This window comes from Aestuariimicrobium sp. T2.26MG-19.2B (assembly GCF_950101875.1).
GTDB lineage: Bacteria > Actinomycetota > Actinomycetes > Propionibacteriales > Propionibacteriaceae > Aestuariimicrobium > Aestuariimicrobium kwangyangense.
Genome location: NZ_CATNLW010000002.1, coordinates 162,238 through 184,416, shown reverse-complemented (window position 1 = coordinate 184,416; position 22,179 = coordinate 162,238). Strand labels below are relative to the sequence as shown.

Annotated in this window: 23 protein-coding genes and 4 tRNA genes; 3 read left to right on the top strand and 24 right to left on the bottom strand. The window is 67.6% G+C overall.

Annotation, left to right across the window (positions count from 1 at the left end; genetic code table 11):
* Nucleotides 1-42 precede the first annotated feature (42 nt).
* The 24 genes from QQZ11_RS10645 to QQZ11_RS10530 form a co-directional block, all read right to left on the bottom strand.
* Nucleotides 43-525, bottom strand: a complete 483-nt coding sequence (locus QQZ11_RS10645; RefSeq protein ID WP_284550363.1) for a bifunctional nuclease family protein — start codon at nucleotides 523-525, stop codon at nucleotides 43-45.
* A 51-nt stretch (nucleotides 526-576) separates the two neighbouring features.
* On the bottom strand, nucleotides 577-1,287 hold the full coding sequence (gene ftsR / locus QQZ11_RS10640) for a transcriptional regulator FtsR (protein ID WP_284550362.1): 711 nt from the start codon (nucleotides 1,285-1,287) through the stop codon (nucleotides 577-579).
* The gene (locus QQZ11_RS10635) at nucleotides 1,287-1,790 is read right to left on the bottom strand and encodes an FHA domain-containing protein (RefSeq protein ID WP_026377926.1); all 504 of its coding nucleotides are present in this window, start codon (nucleotides 1,788-1,790) and stop codon (nucleotides 1,287-1,289) included. Before QQZ11_RS10635 ends, ftsR begins: the two co-directional genes overlap by 1 nt.
* Before the next feature lie 90 nt (nucleotides 1,791-1,880).
* The gene (gene gcvH, locus QQZ11_RS10630) at nucleotides 1,881-2,267 is read right to left on the bottom strand and encodes a glycine cleavage system protein GcvH (RefSeq protein ID WP_284550361.1); all 387 of its coding nucleotides are present in this window, start codon (nucleotides 2,265-2,267) and stop codon (nucleotides 1,881-1,883) included.
* 177 nt (nucleotides 2,268-2,444) lie between these two features.
* Nucleotides 2,445-3,257: a DUF881 domain-containing protein gene (locus QQZ11_RS10625; RefSeq protein ID WP_284550360.1), complete on the bottom strand. Its 813-nt coding sequence runs from the start codon at nucleotides 3,255-3,257 to the stop codon at nucleotides 2,445-2,447.
* Entirely contained in the window at nucleotides 3,250-3,582 is a 333-nt protein-coding gene (locus tag QQZ11_RS10620) for a small basic family protein (protein ID WP_022910086.1), read from the bottom strand. Before QQZ11_RS10620 ends, QQZ11_RS10625 begins: the two co-directional genes overlap by 8 nt.
* A gap of 43 nt (nucleotides 3,583-3,625) precedes the next feature.
* Nucleotides 3,626-4,393 (bottom strand): DUF881 domain-containing protein, encoded by a 768-nt coding sequence (locus QQZ11_RS10615; RefSeq protein ID WP_284550359.1) that lies wholly within the window; start codon nucleotides 4,391-4,393, stop codon nucleotides 3,626-3,628.
* 29 nt (nucleotides 4,394-4,422) lie between these two features.
* Complete coding sequence (locus QQZ11_RS10610; RefSeq protein ID WP_022910084.1) at nucleotides 4,423-4,995, bottom strand: CDP-alcohol phosphatidyltransferase family protein; 573 nt, start codon at nucleotides 4,993-4,995, stop codon at nucleotides 4,423-4,425.
* A 9-nt stretch (nucleotides 4,996-5,004) separates the two neighbouring features.
* Nucleotides 5,005-6,132, bottom strand: a complete 1,128-nt coding sequence (locus tag QQZ11_RS10605) for a glycosyltransferase family 4 protein (protein WP_284550358.1) — start codon at nucleotides 6,130-6,132, stop codon at nucleotides 5,005-5,007.
* Nucleotides 6,132-7,073, bottom strand: coding sequence for an LpxL/LpxP family acyltransferase (locus tag QQZ11_RS10600; RefSeq protein ID WP_284550357.1), 942 nt, complete (start codon nucleotides 7,071-7,073; stop codon nucleotides 6,132-6,134). The genes QQZ11_RS10605 and QQZ11_RS10600 overlap by 1 nt, the downstream gene beginning before the upstream one ends.
* A complete protein-coding gene (pgsA, locus tag QQZ11_RS10595; protein ID WP_040438135.1) occupies nucleotides 7,070-7,696 on the bottom strand; it encodes a phosphatidylinositol phosphate synthase in 627 nt (208 codons plus the stop codon). Before pgsA ends, QQZ11_RS10600 begins: the two co-directional genes overlap by 4 nt.
* Entirely contained in the window at nucleotides 7,696-8,265 is a 570-nt protein-coding gene (locus QQZ11_RS10590) for an HIT family protein (RefSeq protein ID WP_284550356.1), read from the bottom strand. Before QQZ11_RS10590 ends, pgsA begins: the two co-directional genes overlap by 1 nt.
* Before the next feature lie 9 nt (nucleotides 8,266-8,274).
* A complete protein-coding gene (thrS, locus tag QQZ11_RS10585; protein ID WP_284550355.1) occupies nucleotides 8,275-10,293 on the bottom strand; it encodes a threonine--tRNA ligase in 2,019 nt (672 codons plus the stop codon).
* Between the two features lie 105 nt (nucleotides 10,294-10,398).
* Nucleotides 10,399-10,581 carry a hypothetical protein gene (locus QQZ11_RS10580; RefSeq protein WP_157438920.1) on the bottom strand — a complete coding sequence of 61 codons (183 nt, stop codon included), beginning with the start codon at nucleotides 10,579-10,581 and terminating at the stop codon, nucleotides 10,399-10,401.
* On the bottom strand, nucleotides 10,520-11,644 hold the full coding sequence (locus QQZ11_RS10575; protein WP_284550354.1) for an ABC transporter ATP-binding protein: 1,125 nt from the start codon (nucleotides 11,642-11,644) through the stop codon (nucleotides 10,520-10,522). Before QQZ11_RS10575 ends, QQZ11_RS10580 begins: the two co-directional genes overlap by 62 nt.
* Entirely contained in the window at nucleotides 11,641-12,699 is a 1,059-nt protein-coding gene (locus QQZ11_RS10570) for an ABC transporter ATP-binding protein (protein ID WP_022910076.1), read from the bottom strand. Before QQZ11_RS10570 ends, QQZ11_RS10575 begins: the two co-directional genes overlap by 4 nt.
* Nucleotides 12,696-13,547: an ABC transporter permease gene (locus tag QQZ11_RS10565; protein WP_022910075.1), complete on the bottom strand. Its 852-nt coding sequence runs from the start codon at nucleotides 13,545-13,547 to the stop codon at nucleotides 12,696-12,698. Before QQZ11_RS10565 ends, QQZ11_RS10570 begins: the two co-directional genes overlap by 4 nt.
* Nucleotides 13,544-14,614 (bottom strand): ABC transporter permease, encoded by a 1,071-nt coding sequence (locus tag QQZ11_RS10560; RefSeq protein WP_022910074.1) that lies wholly within the window; start codon nucleotides 14,612-14,614, stop codon nucleotides 13,544-13,546. Before QQZ11_RS10560 ends, QQZ11_RS10565 begins: the two co-directional genes overlap by 4 nt.
* Before the next feature lie 111 nt (nucleotides 14,615-14,725).
* Entirely contained in the window at nucleotides 14,726-16,618 is a 1,893-nt protein-coding gene (locus QQZ11_RS10555; RefSeq protein WP_284550353.1) for an ABC transporter substrate-binding protein, read from the bottom strand.
* A gap of 121 nt (nucleotides 16,619-16,739) precedes the next feature.
* Nucleotides 16,740-17,984, bottom strand: a complete 1,245-nt coding sequence (locus tag QQZ11_RS10550) for an ROK family transcriptional regulator (protein WP_284550352.1) — start codon at nucleotides 17,982-17,984, stop codon at nucleotides 16,740-16,742.
* A 74-nt stretch (nucleotides 17,985-18,058) separates the two neighbouring features.
* Nucleotides 18,059-19,234 carry an NAD(P)/FAD-dependent oxidoreductase gene (locus QQZ11_RS10545; RefSeq protein ID WP_284550351.1) on the bottom strand — a complete coding sequence of 392 codons (1,176 nt, stop codon included), beginning with the start codon at nucleotides 19,232-19,234 and terminating at the stop codon, nucleotides 18,059-18,061.
* Between the two features lie 139 nt (nucleotides 19,235-19,373).
* Nucleotides 19,374-19,445, bottom strand: a tRNA-Val gene (locus QQZ11_RS10540).
* A 1-nt stretch (nucleotide 19,446) separates the two neighbouring features.
* A tRNA-Cys gene (locus QQZ11_RS10535) sits at nucleotides 19,447-19,517 on the bottom strand.
* Nucleotides 19,518-19,561: 44 nt separating this feature from the next.
* Nucleotides 19,562-19,634: transfer RNA gene (locus QQZ11_RS10530), tRNA-Gly, on the bottom strand.
* 159 nt (nucleotides 19,635-19,793) lie between these two features.
* Between QQZ11_RS10530 and QQZ11_RS10525 the strand changes: the two genes are divergently transcribed.
* The 3 genes from QQZ11_RS10525 to QQZ11_RS10515 all read left to right on the top strand — a co-directional run bounded on the left by QQZ11_RS10525 (nucleotide 19,794) and on the right by QQZ11_RS10515 (nucleotide 22,177).
* Nucleotides 19,794-19,865 (top strand) — tRNA-Val (locus tag QQZ11_RS10525).
* Nucleotides 19,866-20,230: 365 nt separating this feature from the next.
* Nucleotides 20,231-21,193, top strand: a complete 963-nt coding sequence (locus QQZ11_RS10520; RefSeq protein ID WP_284550350.1) for a YihY/virulence factor BrkB family protein — start codon at nucleotides 20,231-20,233, stop codon at nucleotides 21,191-21,193.
* Nucleotides 21,194-21,361: 168 nt separating this feature from the next.
* Nucleotides 21,362-22,177 (top strand): sirohydrochlorin chelatase, encoded by an 816-nt coding sequence (locus QQZ11_RS10515; RefSeq protein WP_284550349.1) that lies wholly within the window; start codon nucleotides 21,362-21,364, stop codon nucleotides 22,175-22,177.
* The last annotated feature ends 2 nt before the right edge of the window (nucleotides 22,178-22,179 follow it).

Sequence of the window (22,179 nt, the reverse complement as noted above, 5' to 3'; positions counted from 1 at the left end):
CGCCGACGCTGAACCTTCAAGTGGAGGTTCAGCCCCCCGGGCTCACACGGGGTTCGGGGGCTCCTCGCCCGACTCGAAGTCGTCGGGGGTGACGTTGTCGAGGAACTCCCTGAACTTCTCGACCTCGTCGTCGCCCTCGGTCTCGAGCACCACCCCGACCTCTTCGAGCAGGTCTTCGGGGCAGGTCACCACGATCCCGGCCCGGATGGCCAGGGCAACCACGTCGGAAGGCCGGGCAGAGATGATGTGACCGTCGATCTCGAGTTCGGCCATGAAGGTGCCGTCCGTCACGGCCGTGATGCGGCCGGCCAGTTCGGTGTGACCCAGGTCGGTCAGCACCTCGGCGAACAGGTCGTGGGTGAGTGGGCGCGGTGGCACCAGCCCCTCCATGGCGCTGGCGATGGCGGACGCCTCGGCCGCACCGATCCAGATCGGCAGGCATCGCGCCCCACCCGATTCCCGCAGCAACAACATGGGTCGCGACGGCAGGTCGAGACGGACTCCGAGGATGTCGAGCTCACGCATGGCACCAGAGTAGTCCGGCCGCGAGTGCCCGATCAGTCACCGCCCGATCCCTCAGCGCTCAAGCATGGAGTGCATCATCGCCGCGTGGGCGTAGATCACCAGTTGGGTGACCTCCGCTGCCGCCTCCGAGGCCCCGTCCTTCCTGCGGACGAACGGTGCGATCGCCTGCTCGACGAGACCCGCCTCACGTTCGGCGGACTGCTTGATGGCGCGCAGGTGGCGCGAGTCCATGCCATAGGGACGAAGCTTGCGGGCCACCACGCAGATCGTCAACGCCTCCCGCCCGTAGTAGCCACCCCCGCGACGGGGGAACACGAGTTGCAGCCGCTCCAGTTCCACCAGGACGGCCTCGCTCAACCCGCTGGCCGCGAGCAGTTCACGACGGCTCAGGCGGATCGGCTTGCGAGAGACCTGACGCTGCCCGGTCGCCACCGGACGCGGCTCAGGCATCACCTCGTCGGCCGGCAGCACCACTTGGGCGGGAGGGGGCGCGTCGAGATTGGGGGGCTCTCCCCCGCGATCCATCTCGTCGAGGTGGTCCTTGATGACCTTGAGCGGCAGGTAGTGGTCTCGCTGCACCCGCAGGATGTAGGTCAGGCGCTCGATGTCGACCTGGGCGTAGCGGCGGTACCCCGACGGGGCGCGCTCGGGCGACAGCAGGCCCTCCGACTCGAGGAACCTGATCTTCGAGATGGACACGTCCGGGAACTCCGCCTTGAGCAGGGCCAGGACCTGTCCGATGCTGCGCACGGGTGAGGGCATCAGTTCCGACCGGTCTCGCTCTCGGGCGCGCAGTAGACCATGCGGTACTTGCCGATCTGCACGTCGTCCCCGGTACGCAGCGGGGTCGGGGCCTCGACCAGCTTGCGATTGACGTAGGTGCCGTTCAGACTGCCCAGGTCCTGCACGCTGTAGCCGCGCCCCGCTCGCACGAACGTGGCGTGGTGGCGCGAGACGGTGACATCGTCCAGGAAGATGCCGGAGTCGACGTGACGGCCGGCCGTGATCTCGTCGGTGTCGAGCAGGAACCGGGCACCCTCGTCCGGGCCCTGGTCGACGACCAGCAGAGCGCTGCCCGAGGGCAGGTCGCGGATGGCGTTGCGCACCTCGGTGGGGAACTCGTGTGCCGGTCGGGTGTCATCGGTCACCGCCGCGATGGTGTGCGTGGCCTCCCCGGACGAACCGGGCACCAGCTTGGCGCCGCAGTTGGGGCAGAAGTTGTTGGCCGAATCGCACTCACGTCCGCACTGGGGGCATTCGATCATTGCTCACACTCTCCTCTGGGGCACTCACCTCTGGGGGATGCCCATCGTATGCGGCCGCGGGGGCCCGACGGGTGGGACGTGTCCGGCGCGTCACTCGCCGACGTGGCTGGCGTACTCGTCGGCGTCGAGCAGGTCGTCGTCCGCCTCAGCGGGGGCGAGTTCCACCTCGAACAGCCAGCCGTCCCCGAAGGGCTCGGCGTTGACGGTCGCCGGGTTCTCGGTGAGCGCGTCGTTGACTGCGGTCACCACGCCCGAGACCGGGGAGAAGACGTCGGAGACACTCTTGGTCGACTCGAGTTCCCCGCACGAGTCGCCGGCAGCGACCTCCTCGCCGACCGTGGGCAGGGAGACGTAGACGATGTCGCCGAGGGCCTCGGCGGCGTAGTCGGTGATCCCGATGCGTACGGTTCGACCGTTGCCCTCGCGCACCCACTCGTGCTCACGGCTGTACTTCAGGTCTTCCGGAAAGCGGGACACGGATCGCTCCTCAGTGACGGTGCCTACGATCGGGAGAGTCGTCGGCAGGACGGGGTGGACAGGCTTGTCGTGAGTGGGTGGCAATCCCACGCGCTCACCCTAGTGAACAATCGGGAGTCACGCACGAGGGCCCCCGACCAAACTGTTCCGACACGGGTGGCACAACGGTCGTGCAAGTCAGCGGGTCGGCTGGGCGAACCGCGGCTGCTTCGGCTGGGTGGTCGAGGTGATCTCGACCGAGTCGCGGGTGGAGATGTCGACCCGGGCGCCGACCTGCGGGGCCTGCACCTGTGAGACCAGCCCTCCGCGGAACCTGGCGCCCTCCTCGAGGGCGTGCGGTTCGCCGATCACCGTGATGACGTAGGGCGACTGCAGGGGTGACCCGTTCACCGTGACGGCACCGGCGGACCCCCCGAACCACGTCTGCGCGACCACCCTCACCCCGTTCACGTCGACCGCCTCGGCGCCGGCGTCACGCATCTCCTCGACGGCGTCCAGCACCATGTCACCGGTGACCTGGTGTTCGGGGTCGACGACGGTGATGACGATGCCCGGGCCGGTGGCGGCCACGGTGCCGGCCAGCACCTGCAACTCCTTCAGCCGTGCGTTGGCCTTCTCCTGGGCCACCTTCCTGGAGTCGGCGCCGGACTGCAGGTCACGCTGTGCGGCCTCCTCGTTGGCGATGTCCTGCCGCAGTTTCGTGGCGTTGGCGTTGAGTTGGTCGAGGATCTGCACCAGGTCGGCGCGACGCATGCCGGCGTAGGTGTCGTCGGCGGAGCGCACCCTCACCTGCCAGATGATGGCGGTGGTCAGCAGGCACAGCACGATGGCCATGAAGGCCTGCGCCCGTGACGGGCGCACCAGGTCGGAGAGCATGCGCCGCCAGGTGAGGCGGGGCGCCGTCGGTGGCGTCGTCGTCGCGGCGCCCGCCGTCCCGCCGGTGTTGGTCTCTTCGGGGCTGGTCTCTTCGGGGCTGGTCTCGTCAGGCATGCAGCAACGCCCGCCTGATGGCCGCGCTGTTGGTGAAGATGCGGATGCCCAGCACCACGATCACCCCGGTGGCCAGTTGGGACCCGACCCCGATCTGGTCACCGACCCACACGATGAGCGCCGAGATGACGACGTTCGAGACGAACGAGACGACGAACACCCGGTCGGAGAAGACGCGCTCCAAGTAGGCCCGCAGGGCCCCGAAGAGCGCATCGAGGGCTGCGACGATCATGATCGGCAGATAGGGGGCCAGCACGGTCGGCAAGGTGGGTTCGAGCACCAGGCCCAGCACCAGGCCGAGCAGCAGGCCCAGGATGGCGATCATCGCCGTCTCCTCTCGTCGACGTCGTCCACCCTAACCCGCGCCGTCATCGGCCAGCCTTCGCCGTGCGCAGCCCCAGACCGGCGTCGGCCGGAAGGGTGAGTGACTCGGAGGTGGACAGGTCGTACCTCATGCCGTAGTTCTGCTTGAGCAGGTTCCACAGGCCTCCGCCCGCGGTGGAGTTGAACCGCGCGGGCATCGTCTTCGGGTCACCGATCGCCTCGACCCGGTAGGGACGGTTGAGCGAGACGTAGTCAACGGTGATGGCCGTCCCCGCCCCACGGATCGCAGTTCGCGAGGTGATCCGGTGACCGTTGATGGCGATCGCCTCGGCGCCCACCTGCCACAAGGAGTTGACCAGCCGGCGCAGGTCGGTGTCGACCACGATCGACTGGGAGTCGTTGGTGCCCGACAGTCCGCCGGCGTCGTCGACCACGACCACGACCCCCGGACCGGTGACCGGCACCGCCCCGGTCAGGACCCCCAGCCGGTCGACCCCGGTCTGCACGCTGGAGTCCGACCCCAATTGCGCAGCCTGCAACCGGTCGACCTCGCTCTGCCGCTGCTGCAGGGTGTGGGTGAGATCGAGGTTGGCGGACTGGGCCTGGTTGATCTGGTCGATGAGGGTGGCCCGCTCCTTGGCCATCTCGGGGGCCTGCTGGGTGGTCTGGAAGGCGGCCGTGCCGAACAGCGTTCCCGCCAGCACCAGCGCCACCACCACCATCCACCGCCGCCCGGCGCGGCCCGGTCGGGCCGCCGCCTGCCGGTATCCGGGCTCGAGGGCCGTGCCCACCAGGTCGGTGAGCAGGCTCATGCTCGCGTCCGGTCGGCGCGGTGTCACACTCACACCGGTGCCCTGCGCAGCAGTTGGCGGGTCTGCCAGACATAGACGATGCCGGCCCACCAGTACAGGCCGACCCCCCAGGCCGCGAAGGCCCAGCCGATGATGCGCACCAGTCCGGCTGCTGGGAAGTCGACCTGGGCCAACAGCACCAGCGGGAAGGCGTAGAGCAGACAGAACGTGCCGGCCTTGCCCATCAGGTGCACCGGCAGTGAGGTCCATCCGCGTCTGCGCAGCAGGGGCACGAGAGCCACCAGCATCAGGTCACGCAGCAGCAGCGCGACCACCAACCACCACGGCACGAGGCCCCGGACCGCCATGGTCACCACCACGGTGAGGATGTACAGCCTGTCGGCGGCGGGATCGAGCATCTGGCCGACCCTGCTGGTCTGGTGCCAGCGACGGGCGAGGTGACCGTCGAGCCAATCACTGGCTCCGGCGAGCGCGAGCAGCGACACGGCGACGAGGTCGTGCCCACTGAGGACGAGCCACCCGAAGACGGGTACACCCACCAGTCGCAGCAGTGACAAGACGTTGGGCAGCGTCAGCACCCGGTCGGTGTCATAGCTGGCCACACCGCCATGCTAGGCGATCTGGAGACCCGGGTCAGCGACAGCACCGGGCAGTACCGAGGTGTAGACCTCTTCGATGCGTGGTGCGATGTTGCTCCAGTCGAACTGTTCGGCGCGGGCCCTCCCCCGCCGCGGGTCGTGCTCCTCCTCGGCGAGAGTGGCGCAGATCGCGCCGGCCAGGGCCAGGTGGTCGCCGACGTCGACGATCCGGCCGATGGGGCCGTCACCGTCGTCGAGTACCTCACGGAACGCGGGCAACGCGCTGGCGACGACAGGCGTGCCCGAGGCCATTGCCTCGAGCAGCACGATGCCGAACGACTCCCGACCCAGGTGGGGTGCGACGTAGACGTCAGAGGTCGAGAGCAGCAGGTCACGGTCGGCGTCGTTCACCCGTCCCAGGAAGCGCACCCCGGGCACACTGCGACGTGTGCCCCCGCCGGCGACGACGACGTCGACCAGCGGGTGGCGTCGGCGGACGAGTTCCACGGCCCGGCAGAAGACGTCGAACCCCTTGCGTGGCTCGTCGTAGCGACCGATGAACGCGATCCGCGCCTGCTCCCCTCCCCGCCAGCCCTGCCACGGCAGCCGAACCGGATGGTCGGCGAGGGTGATGCCGTTGCCGATCACCACCGGCTCGATGCCGATGTGGCTGTGGACGACCTCGCGGGCGATGGTCGAGACGGCGATGCCCGCGGAGATGCGGCTGATGGTGCGGGTGAGGGTGCGCCCGGCGAGGCGCATCGTCCTGGATCCTGGGGTGGCGGTGTGGAAGGTGGCCACCACCGGCACCCTGGCCTGCCACAGGGCCAACAGCGAGGCGGACGGGGTGATCGGCTCGTGCACGTGCAGCACATCGGGCGAGACCTCGGCCAGCCAGTCGTGCACCCGGTGGTGCGTGAGTGGACCGAAGGTGACCCGGGCCACGGAGCCGTTGTAGCGGACGGGCACCGCTCGTCCCAGACCCGTGAACTGCTCCGACGACAGCCCGTGACGCACCAGCAGGGCCGGGTCGGGTCGTCCGGGACCGAGGATGGAGACCTCGTGTCCGACAGCCCCCAGCCAGGCCGACAACCCGAGCACGTGGTTCTGCACCCCCCCGGGCTCGTCGAAGGAGTACGGGCACACCATCGCGACCCTCATCACGACTCCCCTTCAGCGAACATCGGTTGCAGCATGTGCCAGTCCTCAGGGCGTTCAGTGATCCGCTCGTGGAAGAACACGCAGACCTGCTGCATCATCGACTGGTAACGGCTGACCCTACTTCGTGCCCCCGGTTCGGCTTCGATCGGGTCCGACAATTGCAGCCTCAGCCTGCCGCCCTCGAAGGTCGACGAGAGGGCCAGCAACATCGACCCCGACTCCAGGGCCACGTGTGCCGGTCCGATCGGCATCAAGGAGCGCACCGGACGAGGTGCCGGCCACTCCACCGGCACCCCGCCCCGGGACAGGTTGCGGTCGACCAGCAGGCAGACGAGCTTCTTGGCCCGGGCGTCGGCGATGAGTTTCTGCCCGACCAGCGGGTCGCGGTGCCCGTGCACGGTGAATCCCAGCCGGCGCCGCTCCCGCAGGAACAGTTCGAACTCGCTTCGCCCCAGTTGCTCGGCGACGGTCGACACGGGCATGCCGACGGCGCAGGCCCAGGCGCCGGCGAGATCCCAGGAACCCATGTGCGGAAGTGCCACCACGGCCCCGCGGGTGGCGGAGACCGTGCGCAACCGCTCCTCCTGCTCGGGGTCCATCACGATCCGACTGATCACCTGCTCGCGGGTGAAGTGCCCCAGACGCATCGAGAGCGCATTGTTGTGGGCCCAACTGACCAGCGCCCGACGACAAAGGGACCGGCCCACCGGTCGACCGGTCAGCGCCGTGACGTTGGCCTGCCACTGCCTGAGGCCGCGGTTGGGGTGCAGGGCCAGGGCAGTGCCGGTCAGTTCGGCGACCGGCCGCCACACGGGCCACGGGACCCCACCCGCCGCACGCAGGCCGGCCGCGACCGCCCGCGAGCGCAGCTCGGTGCCGCCGATGGTCGCGGTACGACCTGGGGCCTCGGGGACGGGAGAGCCCGGCGGAGGGGGCTTCATGGGGTCGTCGAGCGTGCGCTGTCGAACTCGCGCGCCTGACGGTGCACCTGGGCCATGCGCTGCCCCACGGTGATCGCCCCGGCCACGAACAACCAGGTGCAGGCGAGGGGAAGGGCCCAGTGCAGGCCGAGACCGGCGAGCAGGGCACCCAGCAGCAGCGCCAGGATGCGGTCGGCTCGGGCAGCCAGCCCGCCCGCGACCCGGAACGACAGCGACTCGCCTCGCGCCTTCACGTAACTGGTCACCTGGCCCATCACCAGCGCCCCGAGGGCCACTCCGGCCCACAGCAGCGAGTCGCCCGGGCCCGCGTAGTAGAGCATGATGCCGCCGAAGACGGCGCCGTCGCCGATCCGATCGAGGGACGAGTCGAGGAACGCTCCCCACGTCGAGGTGCGCCCCGTCATCCGCGCCATCTGTCCGTCCACCCCGTCGGAGAGCATGAACACGCCGAGCGCCAGCGCTCCCTGCCAGAGCCACCCCTGACTGAAGCACGTGATGGCCAGCGCCACCGTCGCGAGGGTGCCGACCCAGGTGATCACGTCGGGGCTGACGCCCCACCGGATGAACAGGCGAGCCGGTGGGGTCATGGCCATCGACCAGTAGCGGCGGAACCTCTCCAGCATCAGGCGACCCACCCGTCGGCCAGCAGCTGGCGAGCCTCGCCCAGCAGTTGGGGCAGGGCCCGGGTTCGTCCGATGATGGGCAGGAAGTTCGAGTCGCCCTGCCAGCGGGGGACGACGTGCTGGTGCAGGTGGGCCGCGATCCCGGCGCCGGCGACCACTCCCTGGTTGAGACCGAGGTTGAACCCTGCGGGGTGGCTCACCGCACGCAGTGTGGTCATCGCCTGCTGGCTGAGCAGGGTCAGTTCCGCTGCCTCGCTGGTGGTCAGCTCCGTCAGGTCGCTGAGGTGCCGGTAGGGGCAGACGAGCAGGTGTCCGGAGTTGTAGGGATAGAGGTTGAGCACCACGAAGCACAGTTCCCCGCGCCGCACGACCAGCCCGTCCTCGTCGGTTCCGTCGGGGATGCGACAGAAGGGGCACTCACCCACCGACGAGTCGGCCGGCTTGTTCTCGCCCTGGATGTAGGCCATCCGATAGGGCGTCCACAACCGTTGGAAGGAGTCGGGTACCCCGGCGAACTCGTCGGTTGTACCCGGGTCGTGGGCATCGGGTTGATCGAGGTGGTCGGTCACCGTCACCCCTCAGGCGTCGAAGCTGGCCGCGGTCGGCGAGTCGTTGCGCCTGCTCGCGACCCAGTCCGCGATCTCGGCCACTGCCTGGTCCACCGGGATGCCGTTGCGTTGGGAGCCGTCGCGGTAACGGAAGCTCACGGCACCCGCGTCCCGGTCCTCGCCACCGGCGATGACCATGAAGGGGGACTTCTGCTTCTGTGCGTTGCGGATCTTCTTGGGGAAGCGGTCGTCGGAGTCGTCGACCTCGACACGCACCCCCGCCCGCTTGAGCCGGTCGGCGACCTCGTACAGGTAGTCATCGAACTCGCCGGCCACCGGGATGCCTGCCACCTGCACGGGCGACAGCCACGCCGGGAAGGCACCCGCGTAGTGCTCGACCAACACACCGATGAACCGCTCGATGGAACCGAACTTGGCGGAGTGGATCATCACCGGCTGCTGGTGGGAGCCGTCGGGTGCGGTGTAGGTCAGGCCGAAGCCCTGCGGCTGCGAGAAGTCGTACTGCACGGTCGACATCTGCCAGGTGCGGCCGATGGCGTCCTTGGCCTGGACGGAGATCTTGGGACCGTAGAACGCAGCGCCCCCCGGGTCGGGGACCACGGCGATGCCGTGATGGGCGCCGAACTCGTCGGCGATCTGCTGCAACAGGGCGGTGGCATCGGCCCACTGCTGGTCGGTGCCGATGAACTTGTCCTTCTTCTTGCCGTCCTCGTCGCGGGTCGACAGCTCCAGGTAGAACTCGTTCAGCCCGAAGTCCTGCAGCAGTTCCAGCACGAAGCCCAGCAGGTGGCGCACCTCGTCGGGTGCCTGCTCGGGCGTGCAGTAGCTGTGCGAGTCGTCCTGGGTGAGGGCCCGCACGCGGGTGAGTCCGTGCACGACGCCCGACTTCTCGTTGCGATAGACGGTGCCGAACTCGAAGAACCTGAGCGGCAGTTCACGGTAGGAACGCTGTCGCGACTGGTAGATGAGGTTGTGCATGGGACAGTTCATCGCCTTGAGGCGGTAGGGCTGGCCGTCGTCGTCCAGGGCGGGGAACATGCCGTCGCCGTAGTAGGGCAGGTGCCCGGAGGTGTGGAACAGACCCTCCTTCGACAGGTGCGGGGTACCGACGTAGAGGAATCCGTGGTCCAGGTGGGCCTGGCGCACGTAGTCCTCCATCTCGCGCTTGATGACACCGCCGTTGGGGTGGAAGACCGGCAGCCCCGGGCCGAGTTCCTCGGGGAAGCTGAACAGGTCGAGTTCGGCCCCCAGCTTGCGGTGGTCGCGCTTGGCGGCCTCCTCGAGTCGGTGCTGGTGAGCCTGCAGGTCCTCCTTGGTGGCCCACGCGGTGCCGTACACCCGCTGCAGGGAGGCGTTCGCCTGGTCGCCCCGCCAGTAGGCGGCCGACGACCTGGTCAGGGCCACCGCCTGCAGATAGCCGGTGTGGGGCACGTGGGGGCCGCGACACAGGTCCTTCCACGCCACCTCGCCGTTGCGGCGCACGTTGTCGTAGATGGTGAGCTCGCCGGCGCCCACCTCAACGGACGACCCGTCGTCGTCGGAGGAGTTGCCCTTGAGCCCGATCAGCTCCAGCTTGAAGGGCTCGTCGGCGAGCTCGGCGCGTGCCTGCTCGTCGGTGACCACCCGGCGGACGAAACGCTGCCGCTCCTTGATGATGCGGACCATGGCCTTCTGCACCTCTTTGAGGTCGTCGGGCGTGACCGGCTCGGTCTGGAAGTCGTAGTAGAACCCGTCCGTGATGGGCGGGCCGATGCCCAGCTTCGCGTCGGCACGCAGCGACTGCAGGGCTTGCGCGGCCACGTGGGCCGAGGAGTGACGCAGGATGGCCAGACCCTCGGCCGAGTCGATCGCGACGGGCTCGACGACGTCACCGTCGTGGATCTCCCGCTGCAGGTCGAGCACCTCGGAGTTGACCCTCATGGCGACCACACCACGGTCGTCGCCGAACAGGTCGAACCCGGTCGTGGTGGTCTCGCGCGTCTCCTGGCTGGACTGGCCGTGACGGTGGACGCTGAACGAGATGGACACCACGGTGCCTTTCGCTGGGTGGGGTTCACGCCCTGGTGGGCGGACCGGGACTCATTCTGCCCGATCCGCCCAGCTGGCCGGAAACCAGATTCGGTGTTGGTTCGATCAGGACAGCGGATCGTCCTTGATGTCCCAGTCGTCGTCATCGGCATGCTTGGTGGCCTCGATCCGGGCCACCACCACTCCGGCCACCACCATCAGCAGCGAGATGATGATGGAACCGGTGTCAGCCCACCTGCTCGCTTGGCTCCTGATCGCCGGACGAACCACCAAGGCCAGGATCAACATCCCGATTCCCAGGCCGATCATCCCTCTGGCCGCCACCGACAGTTGCGACATGGTGCTCCTTGAGGACTCGTTCCTTCTGCACGTGGGTGAGCGGTTCCACGCGCTCGGGGAACAGGCAGGCACTGCGCCGGGGCCGATCCCCGGACGCACCAGGGGTCGGTGCCAGCGGTGGCATCGCCGTCCGGCACTCGGGCTGCACCATCGGGCAACGGTTGGCGAACACACAACCCTTCTGCGCGGGGGTACCGATCAAGCGCTCGGCCTGGTCGAGGTGCCGTTCCCGGGCCAGCACCGGGTCGGGGATCGGGATCGATTCCAGCAGCATCCGCGTGTAGGGGTGGGCCGGCGAGATGATCACCTCGTCGACGGGCCCTTCCTCGACGATCCTGCCGAAGAACATCACGGCGATCCGACCACCGCGGGCGAAGTAGCGCACCACCCCGAAGTCGTGGCTGATGAACGCGTAGCCGAGACCTCGTTCCTGCCGGAACTTGATCAGCAGGTCGAGGATGGCCACGCGCATCGACACGTCGAGCATGCTGGTCACCTCGTCGGCGACGATCAGGTCAGGTTCCAGCCCGATGGCACGGGCGATCGAGACGCGCTGGCGCTGACCCCCGGAGAGTTGGTGCGGGTAACGGTTCAGGAATGCAGGCGTGGCATCGAGGCCCACCTGCTGCAGCAGGTCGATCATCGTCTTCTCGACGGTGCGGTGGGTGGCGACCTTGTGGACCAGCAGCCCCGGAGCGAGCGTGCCGGCGAGGGTGAGGCCCGGGTTGAGGGAGCCGTAGGGATCCTGGTGCACCATCTGCACCCTTCGGCGCCACTGCTTGCGTTCACCGCCTCTCAGCGAGTTGATGTCCTTGCCGTTGAACTCGATCGTCCCCTCGCTGGGCTGGTGCAGGCCTGAGATGAGCCGACCCAGGGTGGTCTTGCCACACCCGGACTCCCCCACGATGGCCACCATCTCGCCTTCGGGGATCTCGAGGTTCACGTCGGTCAGCACCGGCCGCGGGCTGGTCGGGTAGGAGTGGGTGACGTCGCGAACGCTGAGGGTACTCATGCATCCTCCTTGCTGCTGGGGAAGGTCGTGGTGTCGGGGCCGGTCTCGCGGGCGATGACGTGGCAGGCCACGCCGTGGTCACCCCGCACGGTGAGGGCCGGTTCCACCTCGGTGCAGTGGGGCTCGGCCAAACCGCAGCGGGGGGCGAACCGGCACCCGGGCGGGAGTTGCGCCAGGTTCGGCACCTGCCCACCAATGGGCTTCACGGTCAGACCGGCCTCGAGCACACTGGGGATGGCGCTGATCAGTGCCTTGACGTAGGGGTGTCGGAACTCCCCGGCGAAGATGGCATCGACGTCGCCGACCTCAACCAGGCGGCCCGCGTACATGACCGCAACCTTGGTCGCCAGTTCGGCCACCACGGCCAGGTCATGGGTGACGAAGATGATGGTCAGGTCGAGCTCGCGGTGCAGGTCCTTGAGGATCTCGATCACCATGCGCTGGTTGAGCACGTCGAGCGCGGTGGTCGGTTCGTCCAGGATCAGCAGCGCCGGCTTGAGCAACAGCGCCACCGCGATGGCCACGCGCTGCTTCATGCCGCCCGAGAGTTGGCTCTCGAACGACTTCACGATGCGTTCGGGAGACAACTGCACCAGCGACAACAGCTCGGCGAAGTACTGTCGGCCAGCCTGTTTGGTGGGGTGCACGTCCGGATGCGCCTCGAGGATGTGGTCGACCTGGGTGCCGATCGTCAACACAGGGTTGAACGCGTTCATCGCCCCCTGGAAGACCATCGACATCTCGGCACCACGCAGCTTGTTCAACTGGTTCTTCGACATCGAGGTGATCGGGTTGCCCTGGAACTCGATGGTGCCGCCCACCACCTTGCCGGGTGGGGGGACGATGCCCATCAGCGCATAGGCGAGGGTCGACTTGCCGCAGCCCGACTCACCGACCAGGGCACACAGTTCACCGCGTTCGAGGGTGAGGCTCACCTCCTCGACCGCCTTGACCTGGCCTGGGCCTCGTCCGAACTGCACCGTCAGGTCATCGACCTTGAGCAGCGATGCCGACCGCGATGCGGTGGGCGCGACACGGGGGGTGGTGATCGTCATTGGACACGCAACCTCGGGTTGAAGACGGTGTCGAGCGCACGGCTGAAGAACACGAACGCGACCTGCAGGATGACGATGGCAGCCATCGGTGAGAGCAGGTAGAAGACACTGTCGGTGGTGTACAGGGCGCCCTGGGCCATGGCCAGGTTGATCATGATGCCCCAGTTGGTGCCGCTGATGGGGGCGATGCCCAGCATGAACAGACCGACCTGGGCATAGATGGCGCCCGTGATGGCCATCAGGAAGTGGATCGCGACATAGGGCCCGACGTTGGGCAGCAGTTGTCGTCCGATCATGTTGTTCAGCGACACCCCCTGCAGGGTCGCGGCCTCGACGAAGTCGGACGACCTGAGGCTCAGCGCCTGCGACCGGATGGCACGAGCAAGTCCGGCCCACGCGGTGATCGAAAGCACGCACGCCAGCACGAACGGGTTCGTGGTGCGGATGACCGCCGACAACACGATGATCAGCGGGAGGCCGGGAATCGTCAGGAACACGTCGGTGACGCGCATGATGGCTTGGTCGGTGATGCCACCCACGTAGCCCGACCAGAGGCCGACGATGACCCCGATCGCGACGGTGACGACGGCCGCCAGCACCCCGACGATCATGATGGGTCGGGTGCCGATGATGATCTGCTCGAACACTCCCTGACCGAGGGCGTCGGTGCCGAGCCAGTGCTGGGGCGAGGGTGGCAGGTAGGCCTTGGTGGGGTCCTGCTCCTGGTCGAGGTGCACGAACGTGGGCCCGAAGATGGCCACCAGCACGTAGATGAGCACGATCACACCGCCGATCAGGGCGGCGATGTCGTGGCGCAGGATGCGCCACAGGTCCTTGAACCAACTCATGCGATGGTCCCTCCTGCCGGGATGACGTCGGTCGACGGGTCGGTGTCGACGGTGTCGTCACGACGCTTGCGAGCACCAGGACGAGCGATACGGGGGTCGATCAGGGGGTACAGCAGGTCGACCAGGAAGTTGGTCACCACCACCGTGACGGTGATCAGCAGGAACGCTCCCATCATCAGGGAGTAGTCGCGCTGGTTGACCGATTGGATCATGTAGTAGCCCACGCCGGGGTACTGGAAGTAGGTCTCGATGAACACCGACCCACCGAACATGAACCCGATCGAGAGGGCCAGCTGCGTGATCATCGGCAACATCGAGTTGCGGCCGATGTAGGAGCGGGTGATGACCCGGTCGGACAGACCGCGCGACTCCGCGGCGCGCACGTACTCGGCGCCGAGCACCGACACGGCGCTGCCCTTCATGCCCAGGGCCCACCCACCGAACGAGGTGACCACGTAGGCGACGATGGGCAGGGCGGCGTGGTGCAGCACGCTGAGCACGTAGTCGAGGTTGGGGCCAGGCGCCACGTCGACGGAGTAGGCGCCACCGGTCGGGAAGACCCGGTAGATGCCGGTCAGCACGTAGAGCAACAGGATGGCCACCAGGTAGCTGGGCACCGCGCTGAGGAAACTGACGGTCAGCGTCATGATGCGGGCACCGACGCTGCTCTGGTGGGCGGCCATGGCCTGCCCGACCGCGCAGCCGATGATGAAGCTGAGCAGCAGCGAGACACCGACGATCATCAGCGTCCAGGGCAGTGCCTCGGCGATGACGGCGACCACGGTGGTGCCGGGATTGGTGAGGGGACGACCGAGGTCACCGCGCAGCACATTGCCCAGGTACTGCAGGTACTGCTGCCCGACGGGCGAGTTCGGCTGCAGGCCGTAGATGGCATTGATGCGGTTCTGGATCTCGATCTCGGTGAGGCCACCCTGCATGCGCAGTTGCGACTCGAGGGCTGCCATCGGGTTGCCCGGCATCAACCGGACCATGAAGAACGACAGCGTGACGACGATGTAGATGATGACCAGCGACAAGACGAGCCGCTGGAGGATGTACTTGACCATTCAGGTGCACTCCTGGGTGTGGGCTGTGCCCCAGCCCTCCACAGGCCTTCCGGTGCCGGGCACCGGAAGGCCTGCGGAGGGTGGGACGGGTTGGCGTCCTTCAGTGATCGATCACTTCGGGACGATGTAGCCCTGCTGCATGGCCAGCGAGAGACCGCCGGTCATGTTGTTGGAGATGATGTCCCAGAGCTCGCTCGAACCGTTCTGGTCGGCAGGCGGCCAGTTGTCGAAGTGCTTGGTCGAGTACGAGAACTGGTACACCTTGGTGGCGTACCACAGGTACGGCATGTCTTCGTTGACGAGCTGCGCCCAGGCCCAGGTGGCCTTCTTCATCTCGTCGTTCGGGGGGACCGTGCGCTCCTGGTTGGCAATGGTCGAGGGGATGTCGACGGTACCGAGACCGGGGACGTCCATCTTCGGGCCGAAGCCGATACCGCGCTTGCCTGCGTAGTTGCCCTGGTTGGTGAAGTTGTAACCGGGGCCGAGCAGCGAGGCGTAGTTGCTGATCGGGTTGTTGCCACCCACGAAGGCCATCCCGATCTCGAAGTCACCGTTGTGCTGGTCAGCGTCCTGCTGGGCACCTGAGGTGGCCTTCACCTCGGACTTGATGCCGAACGCCGTCAGGGCAGTCGCAGCCGCGTTGAACGAGGTCACGATGTCGGAGGTGTCGGCGTTCACGGTCAGGGTCAGCGTGAACGGCTTGCCGTCAGGCTTGATCCACTGGTTGCCCTGCTTCTTGAAGCCCTTGCTGGTCAGCAGGTCGCTGGCCTTCTTGGCGTCCACGGGGTAGGGGTTCAGCTGCTTGAGCTGCTCGGGGGTCAGGTACAACTTGTCGAGCGTCGGCGACAGACCGGTCGGGATCTCCTTCCAGGCGCCACCTGCTCCCTCGACGTTGCCGTACGCAGCCTCGGCCAGCTTCTGCCGGGGGATGACGTAGGCGAGGGCCTGACGGACCTCCTTGATGTTCAAGGGGGCCTTGTTCGAGTTGAACGCCATCACGAACCCGAAGGCCAGCGGCAGGGCCGTCTTGGCGCCCTCGGTGTCACCCCAACGCTTCAGGATGGGCGGGGGCAGGTAGACGTTCGAGAAGTCCGCACCGTCGCTGAACAGCTGCGGGTAGATGGTCTGGTTCGACCCGTTGAGGTAGTCGATGCCGGCCACCTTGATCTTGTCGGCGGCCCAGAAGGTGGGCGACTTCGAGAGCTTCGCCTCCTTGGTGGTGATGTTGTCGAGCTTGAACGGGCCGTTGCCGATCAGCTTGTCGACCTTGAGGGCCGCGAGCTTCTGGAAGACGGCGCCCATGCGCTTGAACTCCGCCATCGAGGTGGCGCCCTCGGGGTCGGTCGCGGCCTTGGCGAAGTACGCCTCGGCGTCCTTCTTCAGTTCGTCGGTGACGAAGGAGCCGTACACGCTGGAGGGGTACACGACGATGTTGGGCAGGATGGCCAGCTTGGCCAGCGACATGTCCTGGCCCTTGGCGAGGGTGAACTCGACGGTCGAGTCGTCCTTGGCGGTGGCCGACTGGATCGTGCGCCAGAAGCCGTCGCCGCGGGTGGCGTCGAGGTAGACGGTGTCGACCAGGTCCTTGGCGGTGACGGGGGTGCCGTCCTCCCACTTGGCCTGCTTCTGCAGGTGGACGACGAGCTTGTCACCGCTCTCGTCCCAGCTCTCGGCGAGCTGCGGAACGAAGTCGGTCAGACCCGGCGCCTTCAGGATCGCCAGACGCATCGAGACGAAGTCGTTCTGGATGCCGAGCCCGTTGACGTTGTAGGGGTTGAACGACCACGTGGTGTTCCAACTGCAGCAGGGCGACAGCTTGATGTATCGGTTCGAACCGGCGGCGGTCTTGCCACCTGAACTGTTGTTCGGTTGCGTGTTGCCGGTGCTGCCCTGACCTGCTGTTCCCGCCGTGCAGGCGGCCATCAGTGACATCAGCACGGCCACGACCAAGGCCATTGCGGCGGGCAGACGCCCGCCCCGACAGCCCGGGGTACCTCTGCTCATGGATCCTCCTTGATCCTCAGCGCCCAGTTGCGCCATGTGCCATGACTATTCCAGCGCCGGAGCAGTTAGTCCCGAACTTGGACGAAATACACCGTTTCGTTACACAACTGGTGGCCAAGGATCACGGTCGTCGTCCTGACAGGCCCCGGGCGTCCGGGCTGACCCGTTCGTCCAACACCATCGTTGCGGCCCCAATGGCGATCGCCTCGTGCATGGCCCGCGAACTCTGCACGTGCACGGGTCGAGCCGTCCGCAGCACCGCCCTCTCCCCCAGCCGACGTGCCATCGGCGACTGGACGAGATCGGCGTACCTGGCCCAGGAGTGGCCACCGATCACCACCTCGTTCACGTCGAGCAGGTCGGTCAACGGGGCCAGTCCAGCTGCCAGGTCGTCGGCCAGCGCATCCAGCACGCGGGCGCTGGCGGCGTCACCGTCGCGCGCCTGCTGGGCCAGCACCGCAACCAGCGCGTCACGGCCGGTCGGGCTGTTCTTGGCCGACTCCACCTCTGCCGGATCGAGGGCACCCACCTCGGCCGCCGCATGGATCAGGTGGCGGGGTGAGATGCGGTGCGCGAACGAGCCCGGCACCACACAGCACGACAGGGTCGGCTGCGAGGTCTGGACGATGAACATGTTGACCTCGCCGAAGTTGTGCGACACCCCGTGCTGCACGGCCCCGTCATGCACCAGCCCGAAACCCAGCCCGGCGCCCAGGTAGACGTAGAGGAAGTCGGGAGCGGTGGAACCCTGCCGCAGCCACGCCTCGCCGGCCGCCGCCGCGATCAGGTCCTTCTCGACACAGACCGGCAGTCCCAGTCGCGACCGCAACAGGGTGGCGATGGGCACGTCGCGCCAGGTCTGCAGCAGCGGAGGATTGATCATCACCCCGCGGGCGACGTCGATCGGACCCGGCACCCCCACCCCGACGCCCATCATCCTGCCCAGGGCAGCCGGGTGCCCGGCCGTCACCCGCTCGACCGCGGTGACGATCCCGTCGAGCACGCAGGCCGGGTCGGCGTCGTCCTCCAGCACCACTGTCGTGCGCTCGACCACCTCGCCGGCGAGGTTCACCATCAGGACGGCGACACTGACGGGGTCGAGGTGGATGCCGATCGAGAACATGCCCTCGGAGTTGAGCCCCAGCATGGTTCGGGGCTTGCCCGGACCGTTGACCTCCCGGCCCAGTTCCACGACGAGTCCTTCGTCGAGCAGCCGTCGGGTGAGGTTCGAGACGGTCTGCTCCGACAGGCCCGTGAGCCCGGCGATCTCGACCCGACTGATGCCCACGGTGGTACGCCGGATGCAGTCGAGCACCACCCGTTGATTGAAATCCCCCAGCCGCGGCACGTTTGACCCACGTTGCATGGAGGTCATTGAACCAAATGACCAACCTCCCCACCTGATCGGGTTGGTCTCAGGCGCGTCGCGATCGACCAGCGTCAGTCGGCGTCGAGCCATTCGACGTCGTCGACACGACGCCCGATGGCCTGCTTGAGTGGCGAGGTCGCATCCCAGTCGTTGAGGTGCATGCCAGCCACCACCGTGCCGTCCCGCACCCACAGCACCCGCATCGTGCGGGCCGCACGATCTCCGGTGACCACGGTCTGGTCGTCCGGCTTCGACCTGCCGACGTACTCCATGCCGAGGTCGTACTGGTCGGTGAAGAAGTAGGGCTGCCGCTCGTAGGGGGAGTCGTCGCCGGTGAGCTGCCTCGCGACGTACTTGCCCTGCTGCAGCGCCGTGTCCCAGTGCTCCACCCGCAGTCGTCCGAGCCGGGGGTGGTCGTGGTTGGCGATGTCGCCGATGGCGAAGACCCTGGGGTCGCTGGTGCGCAGGTGCGCGTCGACGAGCACACCGTCGTCGACCTTCAGACCGGCGCCCCGGGCCAGGTCGACGTTCGGCTCGGCACCGATGCCCACCAGTACGAGGTCGGCCTCGACCTGGGACTTGTCGTCCAGGGTCAGCACAGCCCCCTGGCCGTGGGACGAGATCGAGGTCACGTTCACCCCCGTGCGCAGGTCGACGCCGTGCTCGCGGTGCAGGTCGGCAAAGACCTGTGCCATGTCGTTGCCGAGCACTGCCTGCAGGGGCAGGGCGTCGCGGACGAGGACGATCGCCTGACCGCCCGCCTGTTGCACGGCTGCTGCCACCTCGAGCCCGATCCAGCCGCCGCCGATGATCGCCACCCGCTCGGGCAGGTGCGCCAGCAGGGCGTGGGCGTCGTCCAGGGTTCGAAGGTAGGCAACGGGCGCACCGGAGTCGTCTGCCATGGGCAGGGGACGGGGGCTCGACCCGGTGGCGAGCACGAGCTGGTCGAACGCCAGCCTGCGGCCATCGGGGAGCACGACCTCGGCAGCGTCCAGGTCGACCTCGTGCACCGTCGTGTCGGTCAGCAGTTCGACGTCGTGCTCGGAGTACCACGTGTCGTCGTGCACGAAGGCCTTGGCCTCTGCATCCTGCTTGCCGAGCAGCAGGTCCTTCGACAGCGGTGGCCGCTCATAGGGCAGGTGGGGCTCAGCGCCGATCAGGGTGATCGGGCGGGTGTCGCCTCGCTCACGCAGTTCTGTCGCCACACTGGCTCCGGCCAGTCCTGCACCGATGATCACCACGGACATCGCAATCCCTCCTCGACGAGTGTGACCACCCTAGTTGAGCAGGCATGACGGGGGCAGGAGTCGTGTGAGGTGATCACGCGGCAGGGACGCGAAAGGCTCCTGACCAGCGTTTCCGCTCGTCAGGAGCCTGTTCGTTCGGTGGGCGATACTGGGTTTGAACCAGTGACCTCTTCCGTGTCAGGGAAGCGCGCTACCACTGCGCCAACCGCCCGAGGTGGAGACGGGATTTGAACCCGTGTACACGGATTTGCAGTCCGTTGCCTCGCCTCTCGGCCACTCCACCAGGGAGAAGTGACCTCAAGCCTCGACTGGGCTGAGACCCCTCCGAGCGGACGACGAGATTCGAACTCGCGACCCTCACCTTGGCAAGGTGATGCTCTACCAACTGAGCCACGTCCGCATGCCCCCGGCCCGGATCTTCCCTTGCGGGATCCCGTTCTTGGGGCGTTGAAAACCATAGCGGACTCTTCAGCGGATGCACAAACCGGACGACGACCGAGCGTGTCCGGGCGGCGATGTGCAAACCGGGCGCGGCTGCTGCTACGGTTGCTTCTCGCACGGGCGATTGGCGCAGTGGTAGCGCGCTTCGTTCACACCGAAGAGGTCACTGGTTCGAACCCAGTATCGCCCACCCGTCTGGACGGCCCCTGACTCGCGGAAACGCGGTCAGGGGCCGTTCGCGTGCGATGAGCCCCCGAGCGCGTGGTCTCCACCGGTCGTCCAGCTCGGGAGGAAGGGCGGCCACCCTTCCCTTGGCGCGCACCTCCTGAATGGGGGGATGGAGGGCGCAGCGTGAAGGGTGACCAACGTCGGCAACGCTACAGAGCGCTCCTTGCCACGTATCGGCGCCCCCTGCATTGGCGTCGGGTGCGACCCGGCGGAGCGTCGCCCGCTCCTGCGGGCAGACCCGTGGCACCATCGTGGGGTCAGTCCTTCCCCCTGGCACTTCCCCGTTCGAAAGCTCCTCCGTGCATGCTCACCGGATCCGTTGTCGTCATGCCCCAGCCTTGGCGTGAGCGCCTGCTCGACGTCAGCCGCCACCCTGCGCTGGCCCGGCTCGCCCTTGCCGCGAGGGTTCCGTGGCGCACCATCCAGGCCGCCATGCGCTACCGGGTCATGGGTCTGGCCGCCGAATCGGCCTTCTTCGCCGTGTTGTCCCTGCCCCCGCTCTTGTTCGGTCTGGCAGGGTCGGTCGGCTTCGTCGCCCAGCGCTTCAGCGTCCAGTCGGTCGAGGAGTTCAAGACACGCATCGTTGACGTCGCCAGCCCCCTGCTGACCACCTCGGCCATCGACCAGGTGCTGGTGCCCACCCTGAACGAGGTGCTCGGGTCGGGGCGTGTCGACGTCATCTCCATCGGCTTCCTGCTCGCCCTGTGGTCGGGGTCCCGGGCCATGAGCGTCTTCATCGACACAGTCTCGATCATGTACGGCCACGCCGGCAAGCGAAGCATCATCCACGCCCGGGCCCTCAGCCTGGGCATCTACCTGGTCGTGCTCCTGCTGACGGCCGTGATGCTCCCACTCGTCCTCGCCGGGCCGAGCCTGGTGGCGCGACTGCTGCCGACCCAGGTCGCCTGGGTCGCCGCCGCCTACTGGCCCACCGTGCTGATCGGGTCGACGTTGTTGCTCACCACGTTGTACTGGCGAGCGGTGCCGCTTCGTCGCAAGTGGCGGGCCGACCTACCAGGCGCCCTGCTCACCCTGGGCCTGTGGTTGGCAGGCTCGTGGGTCATGCGTCGCGTGCTCGACGAGTCCCTGGGGGGATCGTCGCTGTACGGCCCCCTGAGCGCGCCCATCGCGCTGCTGCTGTGGCTCTACCTGACCTCGCTGGCGGTGCTGATCGGGGCGGCGTTCAACGCCGCCCTGGAGTCCGTGTGGCCCGAGTTCTCCGGGATCAGCGTCGTCCAGGCCGAACTGATCCGTGAGGGCGTGGCCGAGGGCGACTCTCCCTTGTCGTGAGTGGTCAGCACGGCCCCCCACCCGGGCGACGGCCGCGTTCACATCGCCGGTCTGATGGACGTCCGTCCCGAAATGTGGGATTTGCCCTTGCGGATTGTCCACATGGCGAGAAGAGTACGCATCACGGCAACGGCGCCACCCTTCCATTCAACTCGGAAAGGCAGATCCATGACTGCTCCGGCCCTGGTGCTCGCCGCTGTCGGCGGCGACGACGCGCATGTTCGTCAGGTGGTGCACACTCTCGCCACGCGCATGATGAAGCTCCGTCCGACGGTTTCGGTGCAGACCGCCATGGTGGACGGTTCTGGGTACCAGCTGCGGGCTGCGGTCGAGCGCCTGTCCCAGCAGGGTGCCGACGAGATCGTGGTGGTCCCCCTCGACGTCACCAGTGCCATCGACGCCCACCCGGATCTGGCAGGTGAGCTCGGGGACCTCACGGCGACCTACCCCCTGCTCCGGATCGCGATGGCTCGTCCGATCGGCCCCGCTGCCGAGCTGCTGAACATCCTCGACGACCGGCTGCGTACCGCACTGCGAGCCACCCGGACCGTGGAACTCGACGCCCTGGTGCTCTCCCTCCCTGCCGGTGGCGACGTGCGCGGACACGGACTGGTGTCCCGCCGGGCCCGTCAGTGGGCCACTCACCACAAGCTCCCCTGCGTCGTCGCGGTCGCCGACGGCTCCGGCCCCAACGTGGCCCAGGCCATCGCCACCCTGCGGGGCCAGGGACGACGCCACATCGCCGTCGGTTCCCTGTTCCTCGCCGAGGGCCCCCGCTGGACGGCCCAGGCCGAACTGGCGCTGCACAGCGGTGCAGTCGCGGTCAGTGGACCCCTGGGTGCCGACGAGCGCGTGCTCGACCTGGTCATGGCCCGCTACGCCTACGCGGCGATGGACCTGCTGGAAGCGGACTCGGATGCGCCGCTCACCGACGTCGAACTGCACACCGAGGACGCCCTGATCGAACTGCTCGCGCACAGCTGATC